General features: G+C 65.0%; 21 protein-coding genes, 1 tRNA gene and 1 pseudogene. 17 read left to right on the top strand and 6 right to left on the bottom strand.

Annotated elements, in window-relative coordinates; translation table 11 throughout:
• Nucleotides 1–5 precede the first annotated feature (5 nt).
• On the top strand, nt 6–785 hold the full coding sequence (locus IEX24_RS01890; RefSeq protein WP_188672808.1) for a DUF1345 domain-containing protein: 780 nt from the start codon (nt 6–8) through the stop codon (nt 783–785).
• Between the two features lie 36 nt (nt 786–821).
• Here the strand turns inward: IEX24_RS01890 and IEX24_RS01895 are convergent, their stop codons facing one another.
• The gene (locus IEX24_RS01895; protein ID WP_188672811.1) at nt 822–1,442 is read right to left on the bottom strand and encodes a PadR family transcriptional regulator; all 621 of its coding nucleotides are present in this window, start codon (nt 1,440–1,442) and stop codon (nt 822–824) included.
• Nucleotides 1,443–1,516: 74 nt separating this feature from the next.
• Between IEX24_RS01895 and IEX24_RS01900 the strand changes: the two genes are divergently transcribed.
• Nucleotides 1,517–2,917: an FAD-dependent monooxygenase gene (locus IEX24_RS01900; protein ID WP_188672814.1), complete on the top strand. Its 1,401-nt coding sequence runs from the start codon at nt 1,517–1,519 to the stop codon at nt 2,915–2,917.
• A 165-nt stretch (nt 2,918–3,082) separates the two neighbouring features.
• Complete coding sequence (locus IEX24_RS01905) at nt 3,083–3,457, top strand: hypothetical protein (protein WP_188672817.1); 375 nt, start codon at nt 3,083–3,085, stop codon at nt 3,455–3,457.
• A 187-nt stretch (nt 3,458–3,644) separates the two neighbouring features.
• Here the strand turns inward: IEX24_RS01905 and IEX24_RS01910 are convergent, their stop codons facing one another.
• The gene (locus IEX24_RS01910; protein ID WP_188672820.1) at nt 3,645–4,916 is read right to left on the bottom strand and encodes an alpha/beta hydrolase; all 1,272 of its coding nucleotides are present in this window, start codon (nt 4,914–4,916) and stop codon (nt 3,645–3,647) included.
• A gap of 218 nt (nt 4,917–5,134) precedes the next feature.
• Here IEX24_RS01910 and IEX24_RS01915 point away from each other — a divergent pair, with 218 nt between their 5' ends.
• The 5 genes and pseudogenes from IEX24_RS01915 (at nt 5,135) to IEX24_RS01935 (ending at nt 10,010) form a co-directional block, all read left to right on the top strand.
• Nucleotides 5,135–5,941 carry a hypothetical protein gene (locus IEX24_RS01915; protein ID WP_188672823.1) on the top strand — a complete coding sequence of 269 codons (807 nt, stop codon included), beginning with the start codon at nt 5,135–5,137 and terminating at the stop codon, nt 5,939–5,941.
• A gap of 57 nt (nt 5,942–5,998) precedes the next feature.
• Nucleotides 5,999–7,021: a YcnI family copper-binding membrane protein gene (locus IEX24_RS01920; protein WP_229715037.1), complete on the top strand. Its 1,023-nt coding sequence runs from the start codon at nt 5,999–6,001 to the stop codon at nt 7,019–7,021.
• Nucleotides 7,014–7,841 (top strand): copper resistance CopC family protein, encoded by an 828-nt coding sequence (locus IEX24_RS01925; RefSeq protein ID WP_229715038.1) that lies wholly within the window; start codon nt 7,014–7,016, stop codon nt 7,839–7,841. Before IEX24_RS01920 ends, IEX24_RS01925 begins: the two co-directional genes overlap by 8 nt.
• 239 nt (nt 7,842–8,080) lie before the next feature.
• Nucleotides 8,081–9,091 (top strand): annotated as a pseudogene (locus IEX24_RS01930) (Rv2578c family radical SAM protein); the annotation flags it as partial.
• Between the two features lie 310 nt (nt 9,092–9,401).
• Nucleotides 9,402–10,010 carry a thymidine kinase gene (locus IEX24_RS01935; protein ID WP_188672829.1) on the top strand — a complete coding sequence of 203 codons (609 nt, stop codon included), beginning with the start codon at nt 9,402–9,404 and terminating at the stop codon, nt 10,008–10,010.
• Between the two features lie 296 nt (nt 10,011–10,306).
• Here the strand turns inward: IEX24_RS01935 and IEX24_RS01940 are convergent.
• The 3 genes from IEX24_RS01940 to IEX24_RS01950 all read right to left on the bottom strand — a co-directional run bounded on the left by IEX24_RS01940 (nt 10,307) and on the right by IEX24_RS01950 (nt 14,096).
• Nucleotides 10,307–10,380, bottom strand: a tRNA-Pro gene (locus IEX24_RS01940).
• 136 nt (nt 10,381–10,516) lie between these two features.
• Nucleotides 10,517–11,515 carry a metallophosphoesterase gene (locus IEX24_RS01945; RefSeq protein ID WP_188674205.1) on the bottom strand — a complete coding sequence of 333 codons (999 nt, stop codon included), beginning with the start codon at nt 11,513–11,515 and terminating at the stop codon, nt 10,517–10,519.
• 67 nt (nt 11,516–11,582) lie between these two features.
• Nucleotides 11,583–14,096 (bottom strand): transglycosylase domain-containing protein, encoded by a 2,514-nt coding sequence (locus IEX24_RS01950; protein WP_188672840.1) that lies wholly within the window; start codon nt 14,094–14,096, stop codon nt 11,583–11,585.
• Between the two features lie 48 nt (nt 14,097–14,144).
• On the opposite strand from IEX24_RS01950, the gene sp36 reads away from it, so the two are divergent.
• Complete coding sequence (gene sp36 / locus IEX24_RS19975) at nt 14,145–14,471, top strand: Sp36 family protein (protein ID WP_229715039.1); 327 nt, start codon at nt 14,145–14,147, stop codon at nt 14,469–14,471.
• A complete protein-coding gene (locus IEX24_RS01960; protein ID WP_188672843.1) occupies nt 14,468–15,025 on the top strand; it encodes a RidA family protein in 558 nt (185 codons plus the stop codon). Before sp36 ends, IEX24_RS01960 begins: the two co-directional genes overlap by 4 nt.
• A gap of 34 nt (nt 15,026–15,059) precedes the next feature.
• Here IEX24_RS01960 and acs read toward each other — a convergent pair whose 3' ends face one another.
• Nucleotides 15,060–17,051 carry an acetate--CoA ligase gene (gene acs, locus IEX24_RS01965; RefSeq protein WP_188672845.1) on the bottom strand — a complete coding sequence of 664 codons (1,992 nt, stop codon included), beginning with the start codon at nt 17,049–17,051 and terminating at the stop codon, nt 15,060–15,062.
• Nucleotides 17,052–17,512: 461 nt separating this feature from the next.
• Here acs and IEX24_RS01970 point away from each other — a divergent pair, with 461 nt between their 5' ends.
• The 7 genes from IEX24_RS01970 (at nt 17,513) to tmk (ending at nt 24,378) form a co-directional block, all read left to right on the top strand.
• A complete protein-coding gene (locus tag IEX24_RS01970) occupies nt 17,513–18,655 on the top strand; it encodes a TadA family conjugal transfer-associated ATPase (RefSeq protein ID WP_188672846.1) in 1,143 nt (380 codons plus the stop codon).
• A complete protein-coding gene (locus IEX24_RS01975; protein WP_188672854.1) occupies nt 18,648–19,589 on the top strand; it encodes a type II secretion system F family protein in 942 nt (313 codons plus the stop codon). The genes IEX24_RS01970 and IEX24_RS01975 overlap by 8 nt, the downstream gene beginning before the upstream one ends.
• Before the next feature lie 96 nt (nt 19,590–19,685).
• Nucleotides 19,686–19,898 (top strand): DUF4244 domain-containing protein, encoded by a 213-nt coding sequence (locus tag IEX24_RS01980; RefSeq protein ID WP_188672857.1) that lies wholly within the window; start codon nt 19,686–19,688, stop codon nt 19,896–19,898.
• 11 nt (nt 19,899–19,909) lie between these two features.
• Nucleotides 19,910–20,257 (top strand): TadE family type IV pilus minor pilin, encoded by a 348-nt coding sequence (locus tag IEX24_RS01985; RefSeq protein ID WP_188672860.1) that lies wholly within the window; start codon nt 19,910–19,912, stop codon nt 20,255–20,257.
• On the top strand, nt 20,257–20,709 hold the full coding sequence (locus IEX24_RS01990) for an Rv3654c family TadE-like protein (RefSeq protein ID WP_188672863.1): 453 nt from the start codon (nt 20,257–20,259) through the stop codon (nt 20,707–20,709). The genes IEX24_RS01985 and IEX24_RS01990 overlap by 1 nt, the downstream gene beginning before the upstream one ends.
• Nucleotides 20,710–20,825: 116 nt before the next feature.
• On the top strand, nt 20,826–23,708 hold the full coding sequence (topA, locus tag IEX24_RS01995; protein ID WP_188672866.1) for a type I DNA topoisomerase: 2,883 nt from the start codon (nt 20,826–20,828) through the stop codon (nt 23,706–23,708).
• A 7-nt stretch (nt 23,709–23,715) separates the two neighbouring features.
• The gene (tmk, locus tag IEX24_RS02000) at nt 23,716–24,378 is read left to right on the top strand and encodes a dTMP kinase (protein ID WP_188672869.1); all 663 of its coding nucleotides are present in this window, start codon (nt 23,716–23,718) and stop codon (nt 24,376–24,378) included.
• Nucleotides 24,379–24,456 lie beyond the last annotated feature (78 nt).

The raw sequence follows: 24,456 nt of genomic DNA on the forward strand, positions 1-24,456 counted from the left end.
GTTCGTTGAGTGACGGCGGCGGTTCGGCTGCGCCTGGCGGCGGTGAGCGGATGCCCGCAGCGACACCCGAGGGCGCGAGCCGAGCATCCCGAGCATCCCGAGCCGACGACCCGAACGAGCGGCGGCGGGCGGTCATCGCCACCTACGCGGTGAGCATCGCGGTGCAGGCGGTCATGGTGGTGATCGGGTTGAGCTTCGTGGTCACCGACGACACCGCGACATCGCTTGCCGCGCTGGTGCTGTGGTGCGGGCTCGGCACCGTTTACGCCGTGACGGCGCTCATCGCGTTGGGAGTGGTGAGCCGGCGCAAACGGGCTTTCACCGGGCGACCTTCGCGCCTCGAACTGAGCCTGCTGGCGCGGGTGATTTCGTTCATCGGAACCTTCTCGGCCAGCCTGGTGGGCCTTATCGCCGCCTTTCAGCTGTTGACGCTGCGCTCAGACCCCGACTACGGGCCGCTGTTCGCGGTGGTCGGGGTGTGGGCGATGCTGGTGTCGTGGGGGTTTCTGCACTGGGGTTTCGTGCAGATCTACCAGCAGCTGTACTTCGTGAGCGAGGTGCCGCCGCTGCGGTTTCCGTCGACGCCGAACCCGGGGGTGATCGAGTTCGTGTACTTCTCCTACACGCTCGGAACGTCGTTCGCGGCCTCAGACATCGAGGTGCAGAGCACGCGCATGCGGTGGCGGGTGGTGTGGCATTCGGTGCTGAGCTTCTTCTTCAACGGGCTGATCGTGGTGTTCGCGCTGAACACGATTTTGAGTTTCGGGGGTGCGGGGGCGCACTGAGCGCCGTCAGGCCGCGGTCGGCTGGGGCTCGTGCGGCTAGGCAGGGGGCGGCTCGAAGGTGGCCGCTACGTTCGCGATCCATTCTGCCGACCACGTGAGATCGCCCGCCGCAAGCGCGGTCACCTGAGCTTTCACCCAGGCGATTTCGGCGCGCAGAAGTGTGAGGCGGTAGTCGTCGTCAAGCAGAAAGAGCCTCGGCAGGCCAATGGATGCTGCGTACGCCAGTGACCCCGTGATGGTTCGCAACTTGGCGTCGAGCTGCTCGAGCCGTGCGGTCAGCGCTTTTTGGGCGTCGTCGGGTGAGAGCAGCGCGAGCATCGACAGGGCCGCGGCGAACTGCGGAAACTCGGGGTTGTCGGTCGCGAGCATCTCCCGCAGCCAGCGGTGAACTGTTTCGGTTCCGTCGTCGGTGATGCGGTAGACGGTGCGCTCGGGGCGGTTCGCTTCGCGCTCGGTCGTGTCGGGGGCGGCGAGCCCGGCCTTTACGAGCCGATTGATGACCTGGTACAGGCTGTTGCGCTGCGAGACGTTCACGATCGAGGTCTTTTCGCGCTGCTGAATGAGCTGAAACATCAGGTACGGGTGCATCGGCCGTTCGGCGAGAAGCCCGAGAACCACGAGCGCGAGCGGCGAACGTGGTGCGGGCGAAACAGGCATGACCAAAGTCTAGATTGCGTCTGATGAGTATTCACGATATTACTAGTTATTAAATAACTAGTTAAGGAGTGACGATGAAAGCGCTGATCATCGGAGGCGGCGTCGCCGGAATGTCTACGGCGCTTGCGCTGCACAAGGCCGGCATCGAGTGCGAGGTCTTCGAGGCACGAGGCAGTCACTCCGATGGAGTAGGAGCCTTCCTGACACTCGCGGTCAACGGCATCGCAACGCTCCGGATGCTCGGGCTCGACATCGCGCGTGTGCCGGGTATCGACACGCCTCGCATGCAGCTCATGGTGAGCGATGCGAAGCCGCTCACGGAGTTTCCCCTCGGCCCGGGGGTGGCCACGGTCGAGGGCTCGACGATTGGCGCGGCCAGCCGGGGTGCCAGTGGGTCGGTGACGAGCACGGGTGCAGGTGGTTCGGCAGGGGGTGCGGGTGTCGGTGCGGAAGCGGTGATCGCAGGTGCAGCTTCGTCGACGACGACGCGCACGGTGAAGCGGGCTGAGCTGTACGGGGCACTTCGGGCGCGGGCGGAGGAACTGGGCATCCGCATCTCGTATTCGAAGCGAATTGTGGCTGCCGACTCCACGCCAGAGGGCGGGGTTGAGGCGCGTTTCGACGATAGGTCGACGGCCCGCGGTGATCTGCTGATCGGTGCAGATGGGCTGCACTCGAGCGTGCGCGGCATCATCGACGCTCACGCCGTGAAGCCGCGGTACCTCGGCTTGCTGAACGCGGGCGGGTATGTGCACCCGCGGGCGCTTTCGGCCGGGGCGGCAGCGCGCGACGGTGACGCTGCGCGGATCGGCGGCACCGACGCCGGGCCTCGGGCGCAATCGGCAGCGGCCGTGCGCTGGGGAGACGAGGGCGTGATGCACATGATGTTCGGCACGCAGATGTTCTTCTCGTGGTTCAGCGACGGGGAGGGCGGGGTGTGGTGGTTCGCCAACCCGGCGATGAAGCGGGAGCCGGCGCGCGGCGAACTAGCGGCGATCAGTGCGGGCGAGTGGCGTGAGCGACTACTGCGGCTGGTGGAGGGTGATGCGGGGCCGGCGGCCACGATCATCCGGAGCAGCGACGAGCTTTTCGCACCGTGGCCCACGCACGATTTCGCGAAAGTGAAGGTGTGGAGTCGTGCGCGCATGATCATTGTAGGCGACGCCGCTCATGCCGCGGCGCCGTCGTCGGGGCAGGGAGCGTCGATGGCCATTGAAGACGCGGCGGTGCTGGCGTTGGCGCTTCGCGATTCGGGCAGCATCGAGCAGGCGTTCGCTCAGTATGAGGCGGTGCGGCGGCCGCGGGTGAGCCGCATCGTGCGGCAGGGCAAGCGCAACGGCAGCGGCAAGACTCCAGGGCGTTTCGGGCGTGCGCTACGCGATGCGTTTCTGCGCCGGATGCTCGCCCGGCCGCCGCGCGAGCGCGACCAGAGCTGGTTGTACGAGTATCCGCTCGACTGGGAGCGCGGGCTCTGAGGGCGTCTGCGTGGTGTAGTTCGCTGCGTTTCCCTGCTGAGCATATGTCAGAAAAATGTGAATTGCGCGTAATGAAAGTGCCTTCGCTGGCTCTCGTTATGAAGAGAGAAGACCTCTCGACAATCGAAGGTGAAGCCTGATCTTCACCCTGAACGAGGGAACACCATGAATATCAAAACAATCAGAGGCCGGATGCTTCAGGGGCTTGTCGCGCTGGCGGTAGCCGGAACCTTGTCAATGGCGGCCGCTCAGACCGCGCAAGCAGTGCCACCGCCCAAATGCGTTCTCAGCGACAGTGGACAGGGCTGCAGCCATGGCGCTGGTGGCGGGGGCGGCACCAATACTGGCACCTACGTCAACGGCGTGCCGGCTGACATGGTTCCCTACTACGTGCAGGTCAGCCACGACAGCGACGGGTACGAATATGCTCGCCCAGATGGCGACGACCCCACCGGTGGCGATTTGGATCACTTCAATTCCGCCAAAGCGAACACGTGTAGCGTGTTCGTCGGCGGCAAAACCATCAAGTGCGCGCACTGACCTGGGTTTGCGCTGTGAGCGGGCAGCCGGCGTAGCGATTCAGACGTAGGCTCGGCGTTGCGCGAAAGCACTTTCCGGGGGTGGTGCAGGTGCTTTTGCGCAACCTCAGCGCGCTGCGGTCGCTGCGGCGGGCGCGGGTGAGAGGGGCGCCGGCTCGGGTGAGGGCGGCAGCGAGGCCGTGTGGGCGCTACGCCCAGCCTGTGCGGGCGAAGATGAGGGCGTAGCCCGCGGTGAGGCCGCCATCGAGGGCCGTGTTGTCGTGAGCGCTGCCGGCAATTTCGGTGTAGGTCGAGTGGATGCCCGCCGCCACCGCCGCGTCGAAGGTCTTCTTCACCCCGGGTATGGCCTGATCATCCCCCGCCCCCACGGCGAAGACGGCGCTCGAGTCGGGGTAGGTTTCGCGTGCCATGACATTCACGGGCCAGAAGGATTCGTAGGCGCCCTGGTCGCCGCCGAACACCTTGTCGACGGTGCCGGCCTCATCGACACCTTGGTGCTCGTCGCCTGAGATGTCGACGAAGTTGCCGAACGTTTCGGGGTATTTGGCTCCGAAGTAGGCGGCGCACATGCCGCCGTTCGAGAAGCCCATGATGCTCCAGTCGGCGGGGTCTTGCAGCACGTGAAAGTGCGACTTCACCCACGGCACGACGTCTTTCATGATGTAGGTCTCGACGTTTCCGCGAGCGGTGTCGAGGCAGAGCGGGTCGCGGCTGTCGTCGCCGAGCTGGTCGGGGTTGATCACGATGGGGGCGAGCCCGTGGTTGGCATTCGCGAGCCGATCGAGAATGACACGCGGGTCGTCGAGGCCTGGGCTGCCCGGCTGGCCGTTCAACTGGATGATGACCGGCAGTGCGGGCGGGTTCGCGACGAGCCCGGCAGGGGGAACGTAAGCGAGACCTGTGCGCGCGATGAACCCTGACTCAGAGTGCGGAATGTCGATGGTGCCCAGCTCACCTGCGGTAGGCAGGCCGGTCGCGGCGTCGGTGGGCGCGGGGGAGCCCGCCGCATCCTGACCCGCGGGCAACGGAAGCACGAGCGGCTTTTCATTCGTAACGCCGAAGAAGGCGGCGACCGTCTTGTTGAGGCCGTAGATGGCGTTGACGCCGAGGGTTCCGGTGACGATGAACACAGCGATGGCTGCGACCGCGATGAGTTTGCGCCACCACCGCGAACTCCAGAGGTTCACGAGGGCCAGGCCGACGCCGGCGAAGGTGAGGATGATCGTGGTGATGACGAGGGGTGAGAGCTTCGTTCCGAAGAGGTTGAGAGCCGTGACCGTGATGTAGAGGGTGAGGGCGCCCGCGGCTGCGCCGCCGAGGAGGCCGGAGGCTGCGGTGACGATCCAGCGGCGGGTGGGGCGGCGAAGGAGGAGGTAGAGCGCGGCGGCGAGACTGAGTACGGCGAAGGTGATGATGATGGGGCCGCGCACGATGTTGAGCGCCAGCAGGGAGTCGTACACAATCTGCGAGGGTATCTCATTCGGGGGCGGGTGGCTGAGTGTGGGCCGGTGGGGCTGGGGAGGCGGGCGGCTGGGTGGGGCGTGGGAGCGCGGGAGGGCGGGGGCGCGGGAGCGTGGGAGGGCGGGAGGGCGGGGAGGCGGGCGCGAAAGGCGGGGGCGGTGGCAAACGTAGACTGGGGGCGACGAACGTCTACGTCAGGCACGGCGGCAGGAGCAACATGAGCAGCAGGTGGGCGCGCGTACTGCGCGGACTCACTGCTGCGTTCGTTGCGGTGTTCGTGGCCGGGTTCTCGCACGTCGTCGGCGGGGGTGAGGCGCCCGGAACGGTGGGGGTGGCGCTCGCACTCGCGTTTTCGGCAGTGGTGTGCGTTGCGCTCGCCGGTAAGACGTTGTCGCTGGTTCGGCTGGCTATTGCCGTGGCTTTCAGCCAACTGGCCTTTCATTTGCTGTTCTCGGTGGGGGCGGGCGCGGGTGTTGGGGCCTCATCTGGTGGTGCGGTCGGCGGCGTAGGTGGCGGCGAAGCTGTTCTGCCTGGCGGTGGAAGCAGCGGCGGCAGCAGCGGCGGCATGGCTGGCATGGGCATGGGCGGTGGCATTCCCGGAATGGGCCTGGGCACCGGCACGGGTATGAGCGGCATGCCTGGCATGAGCCACGGCGTCGGCGCCGCAACCGGCACGGGCAACGGCCTGTTCGAGCTGCTTTCGTCGAGCGGCGCGCCGCCCGCGACATCACTCACGGGCGCCATGGCTGCCGGCTGCGATTACATGTGGGTGGCGCACATCGTAGCCGGTCTGATCACGGTGCTGGCGCTGCGGCGGGGCCAGCAAGCGTTTTTCGGCCTGTACGAGGGCGCGCGGATGCACGTGCTGCGCCTCGTGCGAATTCCGTTCGTCGAGCCGCTGAGGGCCCGCGCGCTCGAGGTTGCGGCCGTGCGGCGTGACCCCGATCATCCCACCGCCCTCATCGTGCTCATTGGGCACCTGCGTCACCGTGGCCCGCCGCAGTGGCAGTTCTCCTTGCTTTAGAACTGTTCACTTGTACCGACCGCTGCGATTGCACGGTCGAGAGACGGAAACCCTTTCATGCAGAAAAAAACGATCGCGCGCGCGGTCACCACAGCAACATTCGCCCTCGCCTTGGCCGCCGCGGCACCGCTCGCGGCCAGCGCCCACGTGCCGGTCAGCCCCAACCAGGCGTCGGCGGGCAGCTACAGCACGCTCACCTTCAAGGTGCCCACCGAATCAGCCACCGCAAGTACGGTGAAACTCGAGATAGACCTGCCGACTGACACTCCATTTGGCAGTGTTTCGTATCAGCCGGTTGCAGGATGGTCGGCAGATGTCATCACGTCGACCCTCGCCACCCCGGTGACCACCGACGACGGAACCATCACCGAAGCACCCACCAAGATCACCTTCACTGCTGACGCCAATTCGGCCATTGCGCCGGGGCAGTTTCAGCAGTTCGTTCTGTCGGCGGGGCCCGTTCCCGACACCGGGAGCGTGATGTTTCCGGTGCACCAGACGTACTCCGATGGCACGGTGGTCGACTGGGTCGATGCGACTCCGGCCTCAGGGGTTGAGCCCGAGCATCCGGCACCGACGCTGTACATCAACGACGCTCCGCCCGTGGACCCGGATGCTGCTGCCGCGGGTGCTGGTGGCGCGACCGCGACCGTGGCGGCAACGCCCGGTGCTGGTGCTGGGTCGGGGTCGGGCGGTGGCTCGGCGGTCAGTGGATCGGACACGACCACCTCGACGAGCGCATCACCGAGCAGCGCTGATGTGGTCGCGCTGAGCGTAGGAATCGCGGGGCTTGCGCTCGCTGCGATCGCGCTCGTGGTGGCTGTGCTGGCTGTGACGCGCACGCGTCGGCCGGCGGTGGCCGCAGCGGCGGCGCCGTCGGCCGGGTCGGCTGGGTCGGCTGGATCGGCTGGATCGGTCGGGTCTGACGGATCGGGCAGGCCGGCCGGATCGGTCGGGTCTGACGGATCGGGCAGGTCGGCCGGATCGGTCGGGTCTGACGGATCGGGCAGGTCGGCCGGATCGGACGGTTTGAACGGGTCGGAAGGGCCGGAGAAGTCGACTGGGTCTGACGGTGAGTAGGTCGGGCGCGCCGACGCGCGGGCTGCGCGCCAAGGTCGTTTCTGTGCTGTTCGGCGGTGTCGTCGCCGGTGTGTTGGCGCTGGTTCCGGTGACCAGCGCGAGTGCGCACGACTTTCTCGTCGACAGCACTCCGGCCGTGAATTCGACCATCACTGAGCCGCTCAGCACAGTTTCGCTCACCTTCAACGACCTCGTGCTCGACCTGTCGGGTGACGGAGCTTCGGCCGTGCTCGAGGTGACCGGGCCTGACGGCGCGAGCACTCACTACGAGACCGGATGCCCGACCATCCTGGGTCGCACGGTAACCGCCCCCGTGACACTCGGTGCACCCGGAAAGTATCAGGTGAGCTGGCAGATCGTGTCTTCTGACGGGCATCCGGTGTCGAATGCGATCGATTTCACGTATGCGCCTGCCGCTGGGGCGAGCGCTGACGCGACGGCCGGCGCGACTGCCGCTGCTGGTGCTGTGCCCGCTGATACGGGAGCTAGCGGGGCGCCGTCGGCGGGAGGGGCCAGCGCGAGCGCGACCGCAGACAGCAGCCCGTCAGCGGGTTCTGCGAACGGGCCGGCCTGTGGCAGTTCGATCGGATCGACCGGAGTGGCGGCGCTGCCGAGTACTGCAGCGGGGTCATCGGGAGCGAACGGCTCTTTGGGCGAGAGCGTCGACCCGTGGGTGATTCTCGGCGTGGCCGGAGGAATTGTGGTGCTGGCGATCGTTGGGGTGGTGGTAATTCTGGTGCTCTCGCGACGCTCAGGCACACCCTCAGTCGCAGCCACGGAATCGCTGCCGAAAAACGAGCCGGAGCATCCGGAAAAATAGTGTGAAAAAGTTCCAATCCGATCTGACATCGGTTTCGAATGATCAATTGTGCGGGGATTCTGGTTTCTAACTGCGATGGAAATCACCCTGTATGCGTAGACACCAAGCGTTCCCCGCGTCGGTACCCCTCACTGCGTGGAACGCTTGGTGTCTCTAAACTGCGGTTTCGGGCATCCACTTCACCGTCGCTTCGGCGCGCCGGGCTTGACGATGATTCGAAGATATGTTCGAATGTCGGTATGCGGTGGAGTGGGCAAGAACTCGGGGTCGAAACGGCTTCTGCCCTGCCCGGGCTCGCCCAGCTGAACAACCTCGTACGCTCGGTGCAGACGCCCGAGTTCGCCGGTATCACTTTTCACGAGGTGCTGGCGAAGTCGGCGCTGAACAAGGTTCCGGGGCAGAGTTCGATGCCGTTCGGCTGGACCATCAACCCCTACCGCGGGTGCAGTCACGCGTGCACGTACTGCTTCGCGCGCCCGACGCACACGTACCTCGACCTCGACGCTGGCAAAGACTTCGACAGCCAGATCATTGTGAAGGTCAACGTGGCCGAGGTGCTGGCACGTGAGGTGAAAAAGCCGTCTTGGGCGAAGCATCCGGTAGCTCTCGGAACGAATACCGACCCCTACCAGCGCGCTGAGGGGCGGTACAAGCTGATGCCCGGAATCATCGAGGCGCTTGCTTCGTCGGGTACGCCGTTCTCCATTCTCACCAAGGGCACCCTGCTGCGCCGAGACCTGGCGCTGCTGGCATCGGCGGCCGAAGTCGTGCCGGTCGATTTGGCGATGTCGATCGCGGTGTACGACGACGAGCTTCAGCAGTCGATCGAGCCCGGCACTCCCACCGCGAAAGCTCGACTCGCCACGGTGTCGGCGGTTCGGGATGCCGGGCTCGACTGCTCGGTCTTCATGATGCCGATTCTTCCCTACCTCACCGACACCACCACGCACCTCGATTCGGCGCTCGAGCAGATCAAGGCTGCCGGTGCCACGAGCGTGCTCTACACGGCACTGCACTTGCGGCCGGGCGTGAAGCCGTGGTTCATGCAGTGGCTCGCGCGCGAGCATCCGGAGCTCGTGGAGCCGTACCGAAAGATGTATTTCGGGGCCACCTCGTATGCGCCGAAAGAGTATCGAAAGTGGCTGTCGGCGCGCATCAAGCCGCTGATCGCGCGGCATCGGCTGACGCGGGGCGAAGAAGACCCCGCTACGGGTGGCGTGCGGTCGAGTGCGCTGGCGCGCGCGGGCGACGCTGGTGTGGGTGTTGGTGTGGGTGGGCGGCCTGGCATTGCGCCTGGCCTGAAAGCTCTCGGGTTCTTGCCTCAGATGGATGACGAACGGGTCTTTCAGCTCGACGACGGCGCGATCGTGGCGTCTGCGCCGACCTCGGCCGAGTTGCGCGCATCCGTGAAGCGATTGTCGGCCCCGAGTGAACCGGCCGCGACAACGGTGAGTGAGCGCGGTGCGCCACGGCCGAGCTCGCGGGGCGCGACGAGGGCGGGCGGGGGAGCATCCGCTCTCGAACCGCCGACCCTGTTCTGAGAGCGTTTAGGCTCATACGGTGGCAAAACTCTACTTTCGGTATGGCGCGATGAACAGCGGCAAAAGCACGGCGCTGCTGCAGGCGGCCTACAACTACGAAGAGCGCGGTCATCGCGTGCTGATCGCCAAACCGGCGGCCGACACGCGCGGCGATCACCAGATCGTGTCGCGCCTCGGAGTGTCGCGTGAGGTCGACTTTCTGATCGAGCCCGGTGCATCGCTGCGGCAGGAGTTCGAGCGGCGGCGAGCCACCCTCGACGGGGTGAGCTGCCTGCTCATCGACGAGGCCCAGTTTCTGACCCGGGAGCAGGTCGATGACGCCCTACGTATCGCGCTCATCGACGAGGTGCCCGTCTTGGCGTACGGAATTCGTACCGACTTTCTCACCGAAGCTTTTCCGGGTAGCGCGCGGCTGCTCGAGGTGGCGCACAGCCTCGAAGAACTGAAAACCATCTGCCGCTGCGGCCGCAAGGCCATCTTCAACGCGCGCCTCATCAACGGTCGCTTCGTGTTCGACGGCGCTCAGGTCGCCATCGACGGTGACGCGGTCACCTACGAATCACTCTGCGGCGCGTGCTACCTCGACGAGAGCGACGGGATGCTCGGCGCGCCGCACCTCGGCGTGTGAGGCTGAGGTGCGCCCGTCGCTGCACCCGCCCCGCTGCTGCACCTGCCCCGCCCCGCACCTCGGCGTGTGAGGCTGAGGTGCGCCCGTCGCTGCACCCGCCCCGCCGCTGCACCTGCCCCGCTTGGTCGCTCGAACGGCGACCGTTTCGCTTTCCCCAGGCGACAAGTGAGCCTCCTGCGGCCTTTTGAGGCCGTTATAGGTGGCTCAATTCGCCGTAGTGGCCTCATTAGCCCGGGAAGAACCCCGCGAAGGTGACCGAACGCGAAAAGGGCCACCCGAAGGTGACCCTTTTACTGTCGGGGTAACAGGATTTGAACCTGCGACCTCGTCGTCCCGAACGACGCGCGCTACCAAGCTGCGCCATACCCCGATCGATCTTCGAGCCGGTGAACCAGCCCGAACAACTTATCTAGAATACCTGATGAATGGGGTGCCGCGGTACGCGATGCGGTGTTGCTCCGAACATCCGGAGCCTGAGGCGTCTGGCCGGCGCGCGGCGCAGCGGCCTAGTGGGCCGGCGTCAGCGTCAGCAGCGTTGCCTCGGGCAGGCAGGCGAAGCGCACGGGAGCGTAGATGGAGGTGCCGAGGCCCGCCGACACGTTCAGGTATGCCGCTCGCCGGCCGCGCCGCCAGAGGCTCAGGCCCTTGACCTGTTTGCGCGGAATATCGCAGTTGGTCACGAGCGCGCCGAATCCGGGCACACAGACCTGGCCGCCGTGGGTGTGGCCGGCGAAAATGACCTCGGCGCCGTGATTCACGAACGAGTTCAGTACGCGCTGGTAGGGCGCGTGGGCCACTCCGATGGTCAAGGTGCTGCGACCTGCGACCGTATTGTTTTCGTTCGCATTGTCATCGTCTGACTCTTCTTCACGAAGGTCGTCGAGTGCGCCCGAAATACGTTCGAGTTTGTCGTAGCGGCGGTGGGGATCGTTGACGCCGAAAAGCTCGATGTGGGTGCCCCGAACATCCAGCGACGCGGCCTTGTTGTTCAGGTCTTTCCAGCCGAGCGAGGCGAAAATGCCATGCTCGCGCTCGATGTCGAGGGCGACCGGTTCGGGGTGCGCCTTCGACGGGCCCATGAAGTAGCGCAGCGGGTTCTTGAACCCGGGAGCCCAGTAGTCGTTCGAGCCGTTGACGAAGACACCAGGGATGCCCCGCAGCGGTTCGAGCGCGTATTCGAGTGCGTCGTAACTGTCGACGTGTCCGAGGTTATCGCCGGTGTCGACGATGAGGTCGGGCTTGAGGTTCGCGAGCTGACGAATCCAGGCCTGCTTCTGGTTCTGCCACGGAGCGAGGTGAAAATCGGAGATGTGCAGCACTCTGATGGGCTCGGCGCCCTTGGCCAGCACGGGGGCGCTGACGCGTCGCAGGGTGAAGAGCCGGCGTTCGACGAGCGAACCCCAGGCGAAGGCGCCCACGCCCGCAGCCGCGACGACGCCCACGGCGGTGAGCGCAGCGCCGACGGGTGAGAACGAGGGCCCCTGGCTACGCGTGTTCTGCTGCAGTGCATCCTGAAGCGAGGCCGCACCGGTGGTGACCGGCGAGTCGATGTGGCGCCTCACGCTCAGAGTTCTACTTCTTGGGGCATATGACAAGGCTAACGGGCGTTGTCGACGGGTTCACCAAGCCGGCACCGGGTGTCTGGCTGACAACCGTGTCTGGTTTACAGGTCGGGTCGGGGCTGACGGCGGTGGTCACCGTGAAGCCCTTCAGGGCGCTCGTGGCGCTCGAAATCGAGTCACCCGTCGTGTCGGGCAGGTTCACGAGCTTTCCGTTGCTGGTGTACACCGTGATGTTCGAGCCCTTGGTGATGCTCGAGCCGCCCGGAGGATCGGTGCGGGCAACCTGGCCGGCAGGCTTGTCAGAGTCGACTGCGCCGCCGTCGCTGGGGTTGAAGCCGGCGCTGTTGAGTTTCGACTGTGCGGCATCCATCGACAAGCCCGACACGTCGGGAACGGTGACGGAGGTGCCGTTGGTGAGGTTGCGATCGGGGGTCGGGAAGCCGTCGCCGCCGTAAGCATCAGCGGTATTCTTATAGAAATCGCGCCACATGTACAGGCGCGAGAGGCCGCTGTAAACATTGCCGCTGCCGGGGCCGTCGATGGCGGTGTGCCGAATCGAAACGTGACCGGTGACGTTACCCGTCCACGATGCCGTGACCAGCTTGGTCGTGCCACCGACGAGCCAGACGCTCTCTTCGTTGTCTGTCGTGCCGGTTTTGCCGGCGTGTGAGGTGCCGTCATAGGGGTTGGCGGGGGTTGCCGTACCGCTCTGAATGACGCCTTGCATGGCGTACGTTGCCGCGACAGCGATCTTCGGGTCGATCGCCTGTGTGCAGGTCGACTTGGGAACGTCGACCGGTGCGCCGCTAGCGTCTGTGATGCTGTCGATTGCGACCGGACTGCAGAACATGCCCTTGTTGATGACGCCGGCATACGCGGCGGCCATCGTCAGCGGCGCGATTTCGTTCGTGCCGAGTACTGCAGTGATGTTCGTCTGCAGCGGCCCGTTGTCGGCGCGATGCACGCCAAGCGACTTGGCGACGTCGCGAATGTCGCAGGCGTCGAGCTGTTGCGACATGGCGATGAAGGCGTTGTTCACCGACTCCTCGAACTGGGTGAGAACGGATGCTCTGCCGCCCGCCTCGCCGGCGTCGTTCTGGGGTGAATAGGTTCCGCCTCCGGTGCCTTCGCAGTTTCTGAAGGTGGACTGGTTGAACTTCTGTCCGTTCGAGCCGTTCACGATGTCGCCGAGGGAGTGACCGGTCTGCAGCCAGTTGATGAGCGTGAACAACTTGTACGTCGAGCCGACTTGGAAGCCCGTCGAACCGCCGTAGTCGACGTCGGTGGAGTAGTTGATGGAGGTGGCGTCGGCGGGCGCAGCGGGGTCTTCAGAGAAGTTCTTGTTCTGCGCCATGCTCGTGACGCGCCCGGTGCCGGGCTCAACGGTGACGAGTACCGCGCCGAGGTCGAGATCAGGGTCTGAGTAGGGAATGTAGTACTTGACGGTGTCATCTGCAGACTTCTGCAGATTCATGTCGAGAGTGGTGCTGATGTGGTAGCCGCCGGTGTTGAGGGCGTGCTCACGGGCATCCGCTGTGTCACCGAACGCGGGGTCTTGCTCGATGATCTTCTTGACGTAGTCGCAGAAGAAGCCAGCGCCGTCGATGGCGGTCTGGCAGCCGGTCGACGGGGGAGTGATGTTCGGGGTCACGGGTGTGGCCACGGCGTCGTCGTGCTGCTGCTGGGTGATGACGTGCTCTTTGAGCATGGAGGCGAGCACGTCTTTGTCGCGCCGGGCTTGGTTCGCCGGAATGTTGTCGGGGTCGTCGATGCGCAGACCCTCGGGCTCGTTCACGGTTGCGACGAGGCTGGCTGCCTGAGGCAGGGTGAGGTCTTTCGCGCTGACGCCGAAGTAGTACTCAGACGCGGCCTGAATGCCGTACACCCGACCGCCGAAGAGCGAGATGTTCAGGTACCCGAGCAGAATGTCGTCTTTGCTGTATTCCTTCTCGAGCCCGATGGCGAGCTTCATCTCTTTCAGCTTGCGATCGAATGTCGTCGCCGTGGCCTCGGCATAGGCGGCCTTCTCCTGGTCGGGGTCGGTGATGGCCTCGGCTCGTTGAACGAGGATGTTCTTGACGTACTGCTGCGAGATGGTGGAGGCACCGGATTGGATGTCGCCCGACACGAAGTTGCCGATCAGGGCGCGGGTGGTGCTCTGAACATCCACCCCGCCATGCACATAGAAACGAGGGTCTTCCGTGGCGACCAACGCGTCTTTGACGTACTGGCTGATGTCGTTCCAGCCGATGGTTTGGCGGTTCTGCTCGAAGAACGAGGCCAGTAGCACCTCAGAGCCGTCTTGGTTCTTGCCGTAAACGCTCGAGGTCTGGCTCAGCGCGTCGGGCTTGATGTAGCTCGGCAAGTTCTCGAACACGCTGATGGTGCTGTTGGCTCCGAGGCCGGTGACGGCGAGAGCCGGAGTGACCATAGCTGTGACTAAGACGCCAGCGATGACGCTCATGCCCACCAGCCCGAGGATGGCTCCGACCGCACCGCTAACCTTACGTTTGGGGGCAGACATATGATGACCCTAATTCACAAAGCTGATAAATAGCCAAAGGAGATGCCGTTGCCAGCAACTAGTGGTAAGTGGGAATACCTGACCACGCCCCTGATGATTCACAACACGGCCGCCATTTTGAACAACTGGGGGTCTGACGGCTGGGAGCTGGTGCAGGTGGTGACGGGGCCCGAGGGTGGCATGGTGGCGTATCTGAAGCGGCCGCTGGCGGGAAGCGAGCCGGCAGCTGCTGCTGCGTCGGCTGCCGCGGCGGCGGGGTCGTGGAACGACGGTGGGGGCGGTGGCGCCGGTGGGGCTAGTGGGGGCGGTTCGGGTGCAGGCGCCGGTGCCGGTGCGGGCGTTGCGGATGCTGGTGTGTCGGGCGGCGCGGCGTGAGCGGCAGGGTCACCGAGCGGCTGGCTGAGCTGGGCATTGCGCTGCCTGAGGTATCGGCGCCGGCTGGCGCCTACGTGCCGGCGGTCGTCTCGGGAAACCTGGTGTTCACGGCGGGGCAACTCCCGTTCGTCGGAGGACTGCTGGGGCAGACGGGCAAGGTGGGCGAGAGCTCCGAGGGCGATGGCGGCGACGCCTCGGATGTGGCTTCGGGCGCCGGAGCGGGCGCTTTGGGCGCCGGAGCGGGCGCTTCGGGCGCCGCTCTCGTGTCGCCCTCCGATGCGAAGGCCATGGCGCAGATTGCGGCACTCAACGCGCTCGCGGCCGTGCAGAGCGTCATCGGCTCGCTCGACCGTGTCACGCAGGTGGTGAAAGTGACGGGGTTCGTCGCGTCTGACCCTGCGTTCACGGGCCAGCCCGGCGTGATCAACGGCGCCTCGGAGTTTCTCGTCGACGTGTTCGGTTCGGCGGGCATCCATGCGCGTTCAGCAGTAGGAGTCGCAGTTCTGCCTCTCGACTCGCCGGTCGAGGTGGAGCTGATCGTTTCGTTCGAGTAGTCGCGCCGAGCTGATCGGCGGACCGTGCCGCTGATCAGCGGACCGTGCCGCTGATCACCTTCATGACCTGAGTGTCGGCCAGAGTGGTGGTGTCGCCGACGTCGCGGCCTTCGGCCACGTCTCGCAGCAGCCGCCGCATGATCTTGCCCGATCGGGTCTTCGGCAGCTCGGCGACGATGAAGACTTTCTTCGGCCGGGCAATCGCACCGATCTGCGTCGCCACGTGAGCTCGAAGCTCGCTCGCGAGGGCGTCGATGGCGGCGGCATCGGGCTCAGCGCCTGCCGCCGCGCCATCGCCGACGTCTTCAGAGCGCACGATGACAAAAGCCACCACCGCCTGCCCTGTGGTTTCATCGGTCGCGCCGACCACCGCGGCTTCGGCGACCTTCGGGTGCGACACGAGCGACGACTCGATCTCGGCGGTCGAGAGGCGGTGCCCCGAGACGTTCATCACGTCGTCGACCCGCCCCAGCAACCAGAAGTCGCCGTCGCGGTCGAGTCGCGCACCATCACCCGCGAAATACTTTCCAGGGAAGGTGCTCCAATAGGTCTCGACGAAGCGGTCTGGGTCGCCCCAAATGCCGCGCAGCATTGCCGGCCAGGGCTCAGACACCACTAAGAGACCGCCCGAATTCTTGCCGACCGGCGTTCCCTGCTCATCAAGCACTTCGATGTGGATGCCCGGCAGCGCCACCTGCGCCGACCCCGGCTTCAGCGTGGTGACCCCCGGCAGTGCCGAAATCATCATGCCGCCCGTCTCGGTCTGCCACCAGGTGTCGACCACCGGAGTCTTTGCGGCACCGATGACATCGCGGTACCAGATCCACGCTTCGGGATTGATCGGCTCGCCGACTGAACCGAGCAATCGCAGACTCGTGAGGTCGAACGCGTCGGGAATGTGGCGCCCGAGCTTCATGAAGGTTCGAATCGCGGTGGGCGCCGCATACAGAATCGTCACACCGTACTTCTCGATGATCTCCCACCAACGCCCGGTGTGCGGCGAATCGGGGGTGCCTTCGTAGATGACCTGGGTGGCTCCGTTCGCCAGTGGGCCGTACACCACATAGGTGTGGCCGGTGATCCACCCGACATCTGCCGTCGACCAGTAGACATCGGTTTCTGGGTGAAGGTCGAAGACGTTCAGATGAGTGAACGCGGCTTGAGTGAGGTAACCACCGCTCGTGTGCAGAATTCCTTTCGGTTTGCCGGTCGTTCCGCTGGTGTAGAGAATGAAAAGGGGGTTCTCGGCCGGAAACGGCTGGGCTTCGTGTTCAGTTTCGGCTGCGGCGATCTGCTCGTGCCACCAGAGGTCGCGGCCTTCGTGCCAATCTATGTCGTTGTTTCCGCGCTTCACGACGAGCACATGTTCGACTGTGGAGGGATTCTCGTCGCCACCGATTGTGAGGGAGGCGTCGACGGCCGGCTTCAGCGCCGAGACCTTGCCTTTTCGCCATCCTCCGTCGGCCGTGATGACGAGCTTCGCGCTCGCATCGTCGATTCGTGCGCGCAGACTTTCGGCGCTGAAACCGCCGAACACCACGGAATGAACTGCCCCGATTCTCGCCACGGCAAGCATCGAAATGACGGCCTCGGGAATCATCGGCAGGTAGATCGCCACTCGATCGCCCTGGCCAATGCCGAGCGAGAGCAGCACGTTCGCGGCCTTCTTGACGTCTGCCGTGAGCTCGGCGTAGGTGAACGTAGCGCTATCGCCGGGTTCGCCCTCCCAATTGAGAGCGATTCGGTCTCCATTGCCCGCTTCCACATGCCGATCGAGGCAGTTATAGGCCACGTTCAGTTCGCCGTCTTCGAACCACTGAGCGAACGGCGGGTTGCTCCAGTTCAGTGTCTTGGTGAACGGTGTATGCCAGTGCAGTAGCGCTTGTGCCTGCTCACCCCAGAAGGCGGGTCGGTCAGCGGATGCCCGTTCGTAAAGCTCGGCGTGTGCAACAGCATTCGCTTGAAATTCTTCACTCGGCGCGAATCGTCGTGTCTCGTGCAGGAGGTTGTCGATGCTGCCCGTCATGGTGCTCCCTTGCTCCGTGTGCGCTGCGCTTGCGGGTTCGCCGCGTGACGCCTGCTCGCTTTGTTTCATTCTGCCGCACGAGGTCGCGTAGCGCCGCAGCGATGTGCGTGCAGAACTCACGGCCCGAGCCCGGGCATCCGGTGCCATCTTGCTGAGAATTCTCTGTTACGGTTTGCGACCATGTTTCCGATAGGTAAACTCGTACTTACCAAGCTGATTCTGGCTTGGATGCACCGCAATTCTGATTCCCCCCAATCATGCGGTGCTACGGCGGCACCTTTTCCCCCAAATGGTGCCGCCCCCTTCATTTAACCCGCAGCTATTCGCCTCAGTGCCGCTTGTTCTGTTCGGCGTCGCCGCTCGATGTGCGCTCGTTCTCCACAGGCCGAGGCGATGGCGCGTTCTCCCCAGAACTCGCTGATGGCCCACGCGCATCGGTCTGCGGTTTCTACGCTCGCAGCATGACATCGATCGCTCTCACTCCTTTCGTCGCTCAGCGCACTCTGAGCGCAGGCACTCGAACTGCATCTGCGACGCCTTTCCCACTCGAGAGGGCCGGCGCCGCCGATTTCGGCCCGCTCGCCGCATACCTGCGAGATCATGCGGTCACCGACCTCTTCATCAACGGGCCCAACGATCTGTGGTTCGACCGTGGCGCGGGCTTGGTTCGCGATTCAACATGGTCGTGCCCGGGCGAGGCCGAATTACGACAGCTTGCCGTGCGGCTCATCGCGCTCGGTGGCCGTCACATCGACGAGGCCAACCCCTGCGTCGATGTTCGGCTGCATGACGGCGTTCGCCTGCACGCTGTGTTGCCACCCGCGGCACCGCACGGCACCTTGCTCTCGATTCGTATTCCCCCGGTGGGCCGCCTGAGCCTCGACGATCTCAACGACCGGGGGTTCTTCGCCGGCGACACGTCGCTCGATCTCGTTAGGGCCGAAGTTCACGCTCGCTCGAACATTCTCATCACAGGCGCCGGAGGTTCTGGAAAGACGACCCTGCTCTCGGCGCTCCTGTCGGCGGCCCCCGCCGACGAACGCATAGTGGCCATCGAAGATGTGGCCGAGTTGCGAGTCGAACACTCACATTTCGTTTCTCTCGAGGCGCGGCAGGCCAACCTCGAGGGCGCGGGCGAAATCTCGCTGCAACGGCTTCTGCGCGAGGCCCTTCGAATGCGACCCGATCGCCTGGTGCTCGGCGAGTGCCGCGGGCCAGAGGTGCGCGAGCTCTTTTCGGCGCTGAACACCGGCCACGACGGCGGAGCAGGCACTCTGCATGCCAATTCGTTGGCCGATGTGTCTACCCGACTCGAAGCGCTGGGCGCTCTCGCCGGCCTCACTCCCGAGGCGACGGCTCGGCAGGCCGTGAGCGCGATTCAAACGGTGTTTCACATCGAGCGATCGGCGGGTCACCGTCGTCTCACCCAGGTCGGGCATTTCAGAGTGGATGCTCGCGGCCGACTGGAGACCCGTGAAGGCGTTGCCCGTCGCCCGCCACGAAGTGATTCGGCCCGAACGATGCCGTACCCGCGAGGGTCGACAATCGGTGCGTTTGCTTACGACCTGAACAACGGGCGCCCAGCCGGAGGCAGACATGCGTGAGCGTCTGTCGCAGATCGATGACGTCTCGGCCACCGTTCACCGGCTCGCCGTCATGCTCGAGGCCGGAGTGGCGCCGGCTCGCGCGTGGGCCTACCTGGGCGAGGGCAGCCGCACGTCGGGGGTACCTCTTATCACGGCGACTGTGGCCACTGTCGCTTCTGCGGTAGAGCGGGGTGCGCCCATCGACCAGGCGATTGCGTCAGCAGCTCGAGCTTGTGATGCACGAACTCGTCGGGCATGGAGTGTGATCGCGGCAGCGTGGCTCGTGGCGACCGAGAGCGGCGCACCTCTAGCCGGGTGTCTCCGTGACGTCTCGCGCGCGCTTCTCGAGCTCGGCGACGTGCAGCGCTCCATCGACGTCGCGCTCGCGGCCCCCGTCTCGACCGCACGTCTGATGACCTTCTTGCCGCTCGTAGGGCTCATCTTCGGCACGCTTCTGGGCTTCGACACGGTCGCGACGCTGTTCACCACCGTTCCCGGGCTGGTCTGCGTCGGCGCGGGCGTGACGATGCTGCTCGTTTCGCGGTGGTGGAACTCGCTGCTCATCAGGGCAGCCCTTCCCCGACGTTTCGCAGCGGGTATGGCTGTCGAACTGATGGCTATTGCCATGGCAGGGGGAGCCTCGGTGTCGCGAGCTCGCAGCACGACCAGTGCAGCGCTCGTCGCGCATCAGATGACAGAGCCGGGCGACGAGGTGAGAGTGGATGCCGTCATCGACCTAGCTCGCCGCGCCGGTGTTCCGGCGGCAGAACTTCTTCGCGCCGAGGGCGCTCACGCCCGACGCGAAGCGCTCACCGCCAGTCAAAAGCGCGCTGCCAGTCTTTCTGTGCGTTTGATGCTGCCCCTGGCGCTCTGCGTTCTTCCCGCTTTCATGCTGCTCGGTGTTGCCCCACTGCTCATTTCGGTGGTGACCTCGACGTTCACTTCGCTCTGATCACCCCACTCCAGCTCGGCCGCGACACTCTCACGAGCTTCTCGGCCCCGCTCGCGTCACCACACCATGCTCAACCCACACAGAAAGCATCACTTCATGAAACTCCACACATCGTTGCCGATCTCGAGTCGTGCGCGCGCTATCGCAGCGGCACTCGCCGACGAAAGCGGCTCGGTCACCGCCGAATACGCCATAGCCACCATGGCCGCGGTCGGCTTCGCCGGCCTTCTGGTCGTCATTCTTCGAGGCGATGAGGTCAGAGGCATGCTGACCGACCTCATTCACCGTGCCCTCACGGTGTCAGGGTGAAAGCGTGCTGGGTGAGAACCCTCGCAGATGAGAGGGGAACGGTCACGGCGGAATTCGCGGCAGCACTGCCCGCAGTTGGTGTGGTGCTGATTCTCGCCCTCGGTGCGATTCAAGCCAGCGCCTTGCAGCTGCGCGTCGTCGATGCGGCCTCCATCGCGGCGCGCAGTCTCGGCAGAGCAGAATCGTCTGCGGATGCAGACGCCCGGGTGTCGACTTTGCTCGGTGCGCACGAGTTCTCGAGCTCGACCGATGGCGATTTCGTGTGCGCGAGTGTCTCGGCCCCCATTGCTTTGGGCGGGTTCTCGGCCACCGGCCTCAGCGTCTCTGCTCGGTCGTGCGCGCTGGCGGGTGGCAAGTGATGCGCACATTCACCAGTCGGGCGCCTACCGGCTGGGATGAGCGCGCGTTGGTGCTCGAGACACGCGGCAGCCTGTTTCGACACCGCAGCCTGTTCCGCGACGACCGAGGCTCTGGCTCGGTGCTGGCCCTGGCCCTCATCGGCGCAGTGCTGGGCGTCACCGCACTCCTGCTGACGCTCGCCGCGGCGCTTGGCGTGAAACACACCGTTGAATCCACTGCCGAATCGGCCGCGTTGGCCGCAGCCGACGTCGCCTCGGGCTCGGTCGGCGGCTACCCGTGTGATCGCGCCGCGACGGCCGCGGCGCTCGGTGGGGCCTCGCTCGACTCGTGCGACGTGGTGGGGGCGATCGTCACCGTGCGTGTTTCTCGATCCGTGCTCGGCTTCGAGGTCGGGGCTCTCGCACGCGCGGGGCCACCGCCCGAGAACGGCCTCGACACCCCGCCACCCTGAGCCGATGCCAAGCCGCAATTAGGCATTGCACGGCTCAAGGTGTGTATGGTGTGCCTGATAGGCCCACGGGTCTTTCAGTAAACCCACACCCCACAATCGTGTTTCTAGGAGCGCCCGTGTCTGGCCCGAGAAAGCTCGTCATCGTCGAGTCGCCTACCAAGGTGAAATCCATCGCCCAATACTTGGGCGATGGCTACGAGGTACACGCCTCGGTCGGCCACATTCGAGACCTCGTCGAGCCTAAAAACCTTCCGCCCGAGCTGAAAAAGGGCTCGCTCGGCAAGTTCTCGGTCGATGTCGAGAACGGCTTCGCCCCCTACTACGTCGTGTCTGACGCCAAGAAGAAAACCGTCGCTGAGCTGAAGCGCGCACTAGCCGGGGCCGACGAGCTCTACCTCGCAACTGATGAAGACCGCGAAGGCGAAGCTATCGCCTGGCACCTGCTCGAAGTGCTGAAGCCCAAAGTTCCGGTGCGCCGTATGGTCTTTCACGAGATCACCAAAGAGGCGATCGAACACGCCAGAGACAACACACGCGACATCGACGAGGCACTCGTTGACGCACAAGAGACTCGCCGTATTCTCGATCGGCTGTACGGCTATGAGGTTTCGCCTGTGCTCTGGCGCAAGGTGGGCCCGGGTCTCTCTGCGGGTCGGGTGCAGTCTGCTGCAACCCGTCTGGTGGTCGAGCGTGAACGCGAGCGACTCGCCTTCACCGCGGCGAGTTATTGGGATCTGAACGCAGTTCTGGCCGACAAGGCCACCGCCTCAGACGCCGCGACGGTGCAGTTCGGCGCCAGGCTCGTTCGGCTGAACGGCGAGCGAATCGCCACCGGGCGCGACTTCGATGAGTCAGGCGCCCTGAAGAGCAAGGCCACGCTGCTGAGTGAAACGCAGGCAACGTCACTGGCCGATGCGCTCGCGAGCCCGAGCGTGAACATCCACGTCGCCAGCGTCGAGTCGAAGCCCTACACGCGTCGCCCGGCGGCGCCGTTCACCACCTCGACGTTGCAGCAGGAGGCCGCTCGTAAGCTGAGGTTCTCAGCGCGCCAGACGATGAGCGTGGCGCAGTCGCTCTACGAAAACGGCTACATCACTTATATGCGAACCGACTCGCCATCGTTGTCGCAGCAAGCGCTGAACGCCGCTCGCACCCAGGCCCGCGCGTTGTACGGAGCAGAGACCGTACCTGACAAGCCGCGCCTGTACTCGGGCAAGGGTAAAAACGCCCAGGAGGCGCACGAGGCCGTTCGGCCGGCCGGCGAGACGTTCCGCACGCCTTCGCAGGTGGCGAGCGTGCTTCGCGGCAACGACTTCAAGCTCTACGAACTCATCTGGAAGCGCACGGTCGCCTCGCAGATGGCAGACGCCAAGGGTTCGACGGCCTCTGTGACCATCACCGCCGGCCCCACGCCCGTGGCGGGCATCACCGACGCCACGACCGCTGAATTCTCGGCCAGCGGCACCGTGATCACTTTTCGCGGCTTCATGCTCGCCTACGAAGAGAGTCAAGACGAAGAACGCAACGCCGCCACCGAGCCGACGGAATCGAAACTGCCTCCGCTCACGGCAGGTCAGGCGCTGAAGGCCATCACGGTCGACGCGGCTGGGCACGAGACGAGCCCGCCACCGCGTTACACCGAAGCGAGCCTGGTGAAGACCCTCGATGAGCTCGGCATCGGCCGGCCGTCGACCTACGCCTCGATCATCTCGACGATCATCGACCGAGGCTACGTAACGCCGCGTGGTCAGGCGCTCGTGCCCAACTGGATTGCCTTCTCGGTCGTGCGGCTGCTCGAAGAGTATTTCGCCGAACTGGTGAACTATGAATTCACGGCCGAACTCGAGTCAGACCTCGACAAGATCGCCGACGGCGAAGAAGATCGTGTCGACTGGCTGAACGGCTTCTATTTCGGTAACGAGGGTCACAAAGGCCTGCGTGATGTCATCGACAATCTCGGTGACATCGATGCCCGTGCCATCAACTCGATTCCGCTCTCTGACGAGATAACCCTGCGCATCGGCAAGTACGGGCCTTACCTCGAGGTCACCGACACCGAGGCCGCCAACCCTGCCACGGGTGAAGTCGAGACTCCACGGCGAGTGAACATTCCGCCGGAGTTGGCGCCCGACGAGCTCACTCTCGCGAAGGCGCAAGAACTGATCGACGCGCCCATCGTCACCGATCGTGTGATCGGCGTCAATCCGGCGAACGGCAAGAACATCGTGGCGAAAGACGGCCGTTTCGGCCCCTACGTCACCGAACTCGAGCCCGAACCGGTGGTCGATATGGAGGCAACTCTCGCCCTCGCCGAGGCGGCGGCCGCCCTTCTCGCCGAGCCGAAGGTCGACGAAGTCGCTGCCGCGGCCTCGGGCGGGTCGACGACGACCACGACAGCGGCTAAGAAGACAGCCGCGAAAAAGCCGGCGGCCAAGAAGCCGGCAAAAGCGGCGGCCGCGCCCAAACCCCGCACAGCTTCGCTGTTCAAGACGATGGATCTCGCCGCGATCGACCTCGAAACTGCCCTGCGGCTACTCGATCTGCCGCGCACAGTGGGCGAAGACCCTGAGCTGAAAGAGCCGATCACCGCCCAGAACGGAAAGTTCGGGCCGTACCTCAAGCGCGGCACCGACACCCGTTCACTCGAAAACGAAGACCTGATCTTCGATATCGATCTGCCCGGTGCTCTAGAGCTGTTCGCCCAGCCGAAGTATGGCGCTCGCCGGGCATCCAGTGCCCTGAAAGACTTCGACGAGCCAGACCCCGAAAGCGGCAAGGCCATCAAGATCAAAGATGGGCGATTCGGCGCGTACGTGACTGACGGCATCACAAATGCCACCATTCCGAAGGCCGAAACCATCGAAGAGATCGATTTCGCTCGCGCCGTTCAGATGCTGGCTGACAAACGAGCGAAGGGCCCGGCGAAGCCGCGAGCGGCGGCGGCCCGAAAGGCTCCTGCCCGCAAAGCACCCGCACGAAAGGCCGCACCGAAGAAGTGAGTCGTGCGTGAGTGATACCGAGGCCACGGTTCAGGATGCCCTCGACCGTGGCCTGTTCGTCACGTTCGAGGGCGGCGACGGTTCAGGAAAGTCGACTCAGGCAGCACTGCTCGAGCGGTGGCTGGTTGATGGCGGGCACACCGTCATGCGCACTCGCGAACCGGGCGGCACCGAGTTCGGCGTGGAAGTGCGCGAAATCGTGCTGCACAGTCGCGGATTCATCACGCCGCGCGCCGAAGCGCTGCTGTATGCGGCAGATCGTGCCCAGCACATTGCAACGAAGGTGCGCCCAGCGCTCCACCGCGGCGAAATCGTGATTCAAGATCGGTACATCGATTCGTCAGTCGCCTATCAGGGCAGCGGTCGTGTGCTCGGCGCCGACGATATTCGTTCGCTCTCAGAGTGGGCGACCGAGAATCTCGTGCCCGATTTGACCGTACTGATCGATCTCGACGAGAAGGCGGCGCGCGCGCGACTCGACAGCGATCACAAGCGGTTCGATCGACTCGAAGCCGAGGAGAACGACTTTCACCAGCGCGTGCGCCAGGCGTTTCTCGACATCGCGGCGGCCGACCCCGAGCGGTTCGTTGTGGTCGACGGAACACTCAGCCCCGACGAGATCGCGACTCAGGTTCAGGCTCGCCTCGAACCGCTGCTTCGCCGCGACTGACGACTCGCCTAGCACCCGGGTGGCATTGCGCGTGCCGCTCATCGAGCGTGCCGCGGTGTCGGTGCCGCCCGGTAGGTT

Source organism: Subtercola lobariae (genome assembly GCF_014640255.1).
GTDB classification, from domain to species: domain Bacteria; phylum Actinomycetota; class Actinomycetes; order Actinomycetales; family Microbacteriaceae; genus Subtercola; species Subtercola lobariae.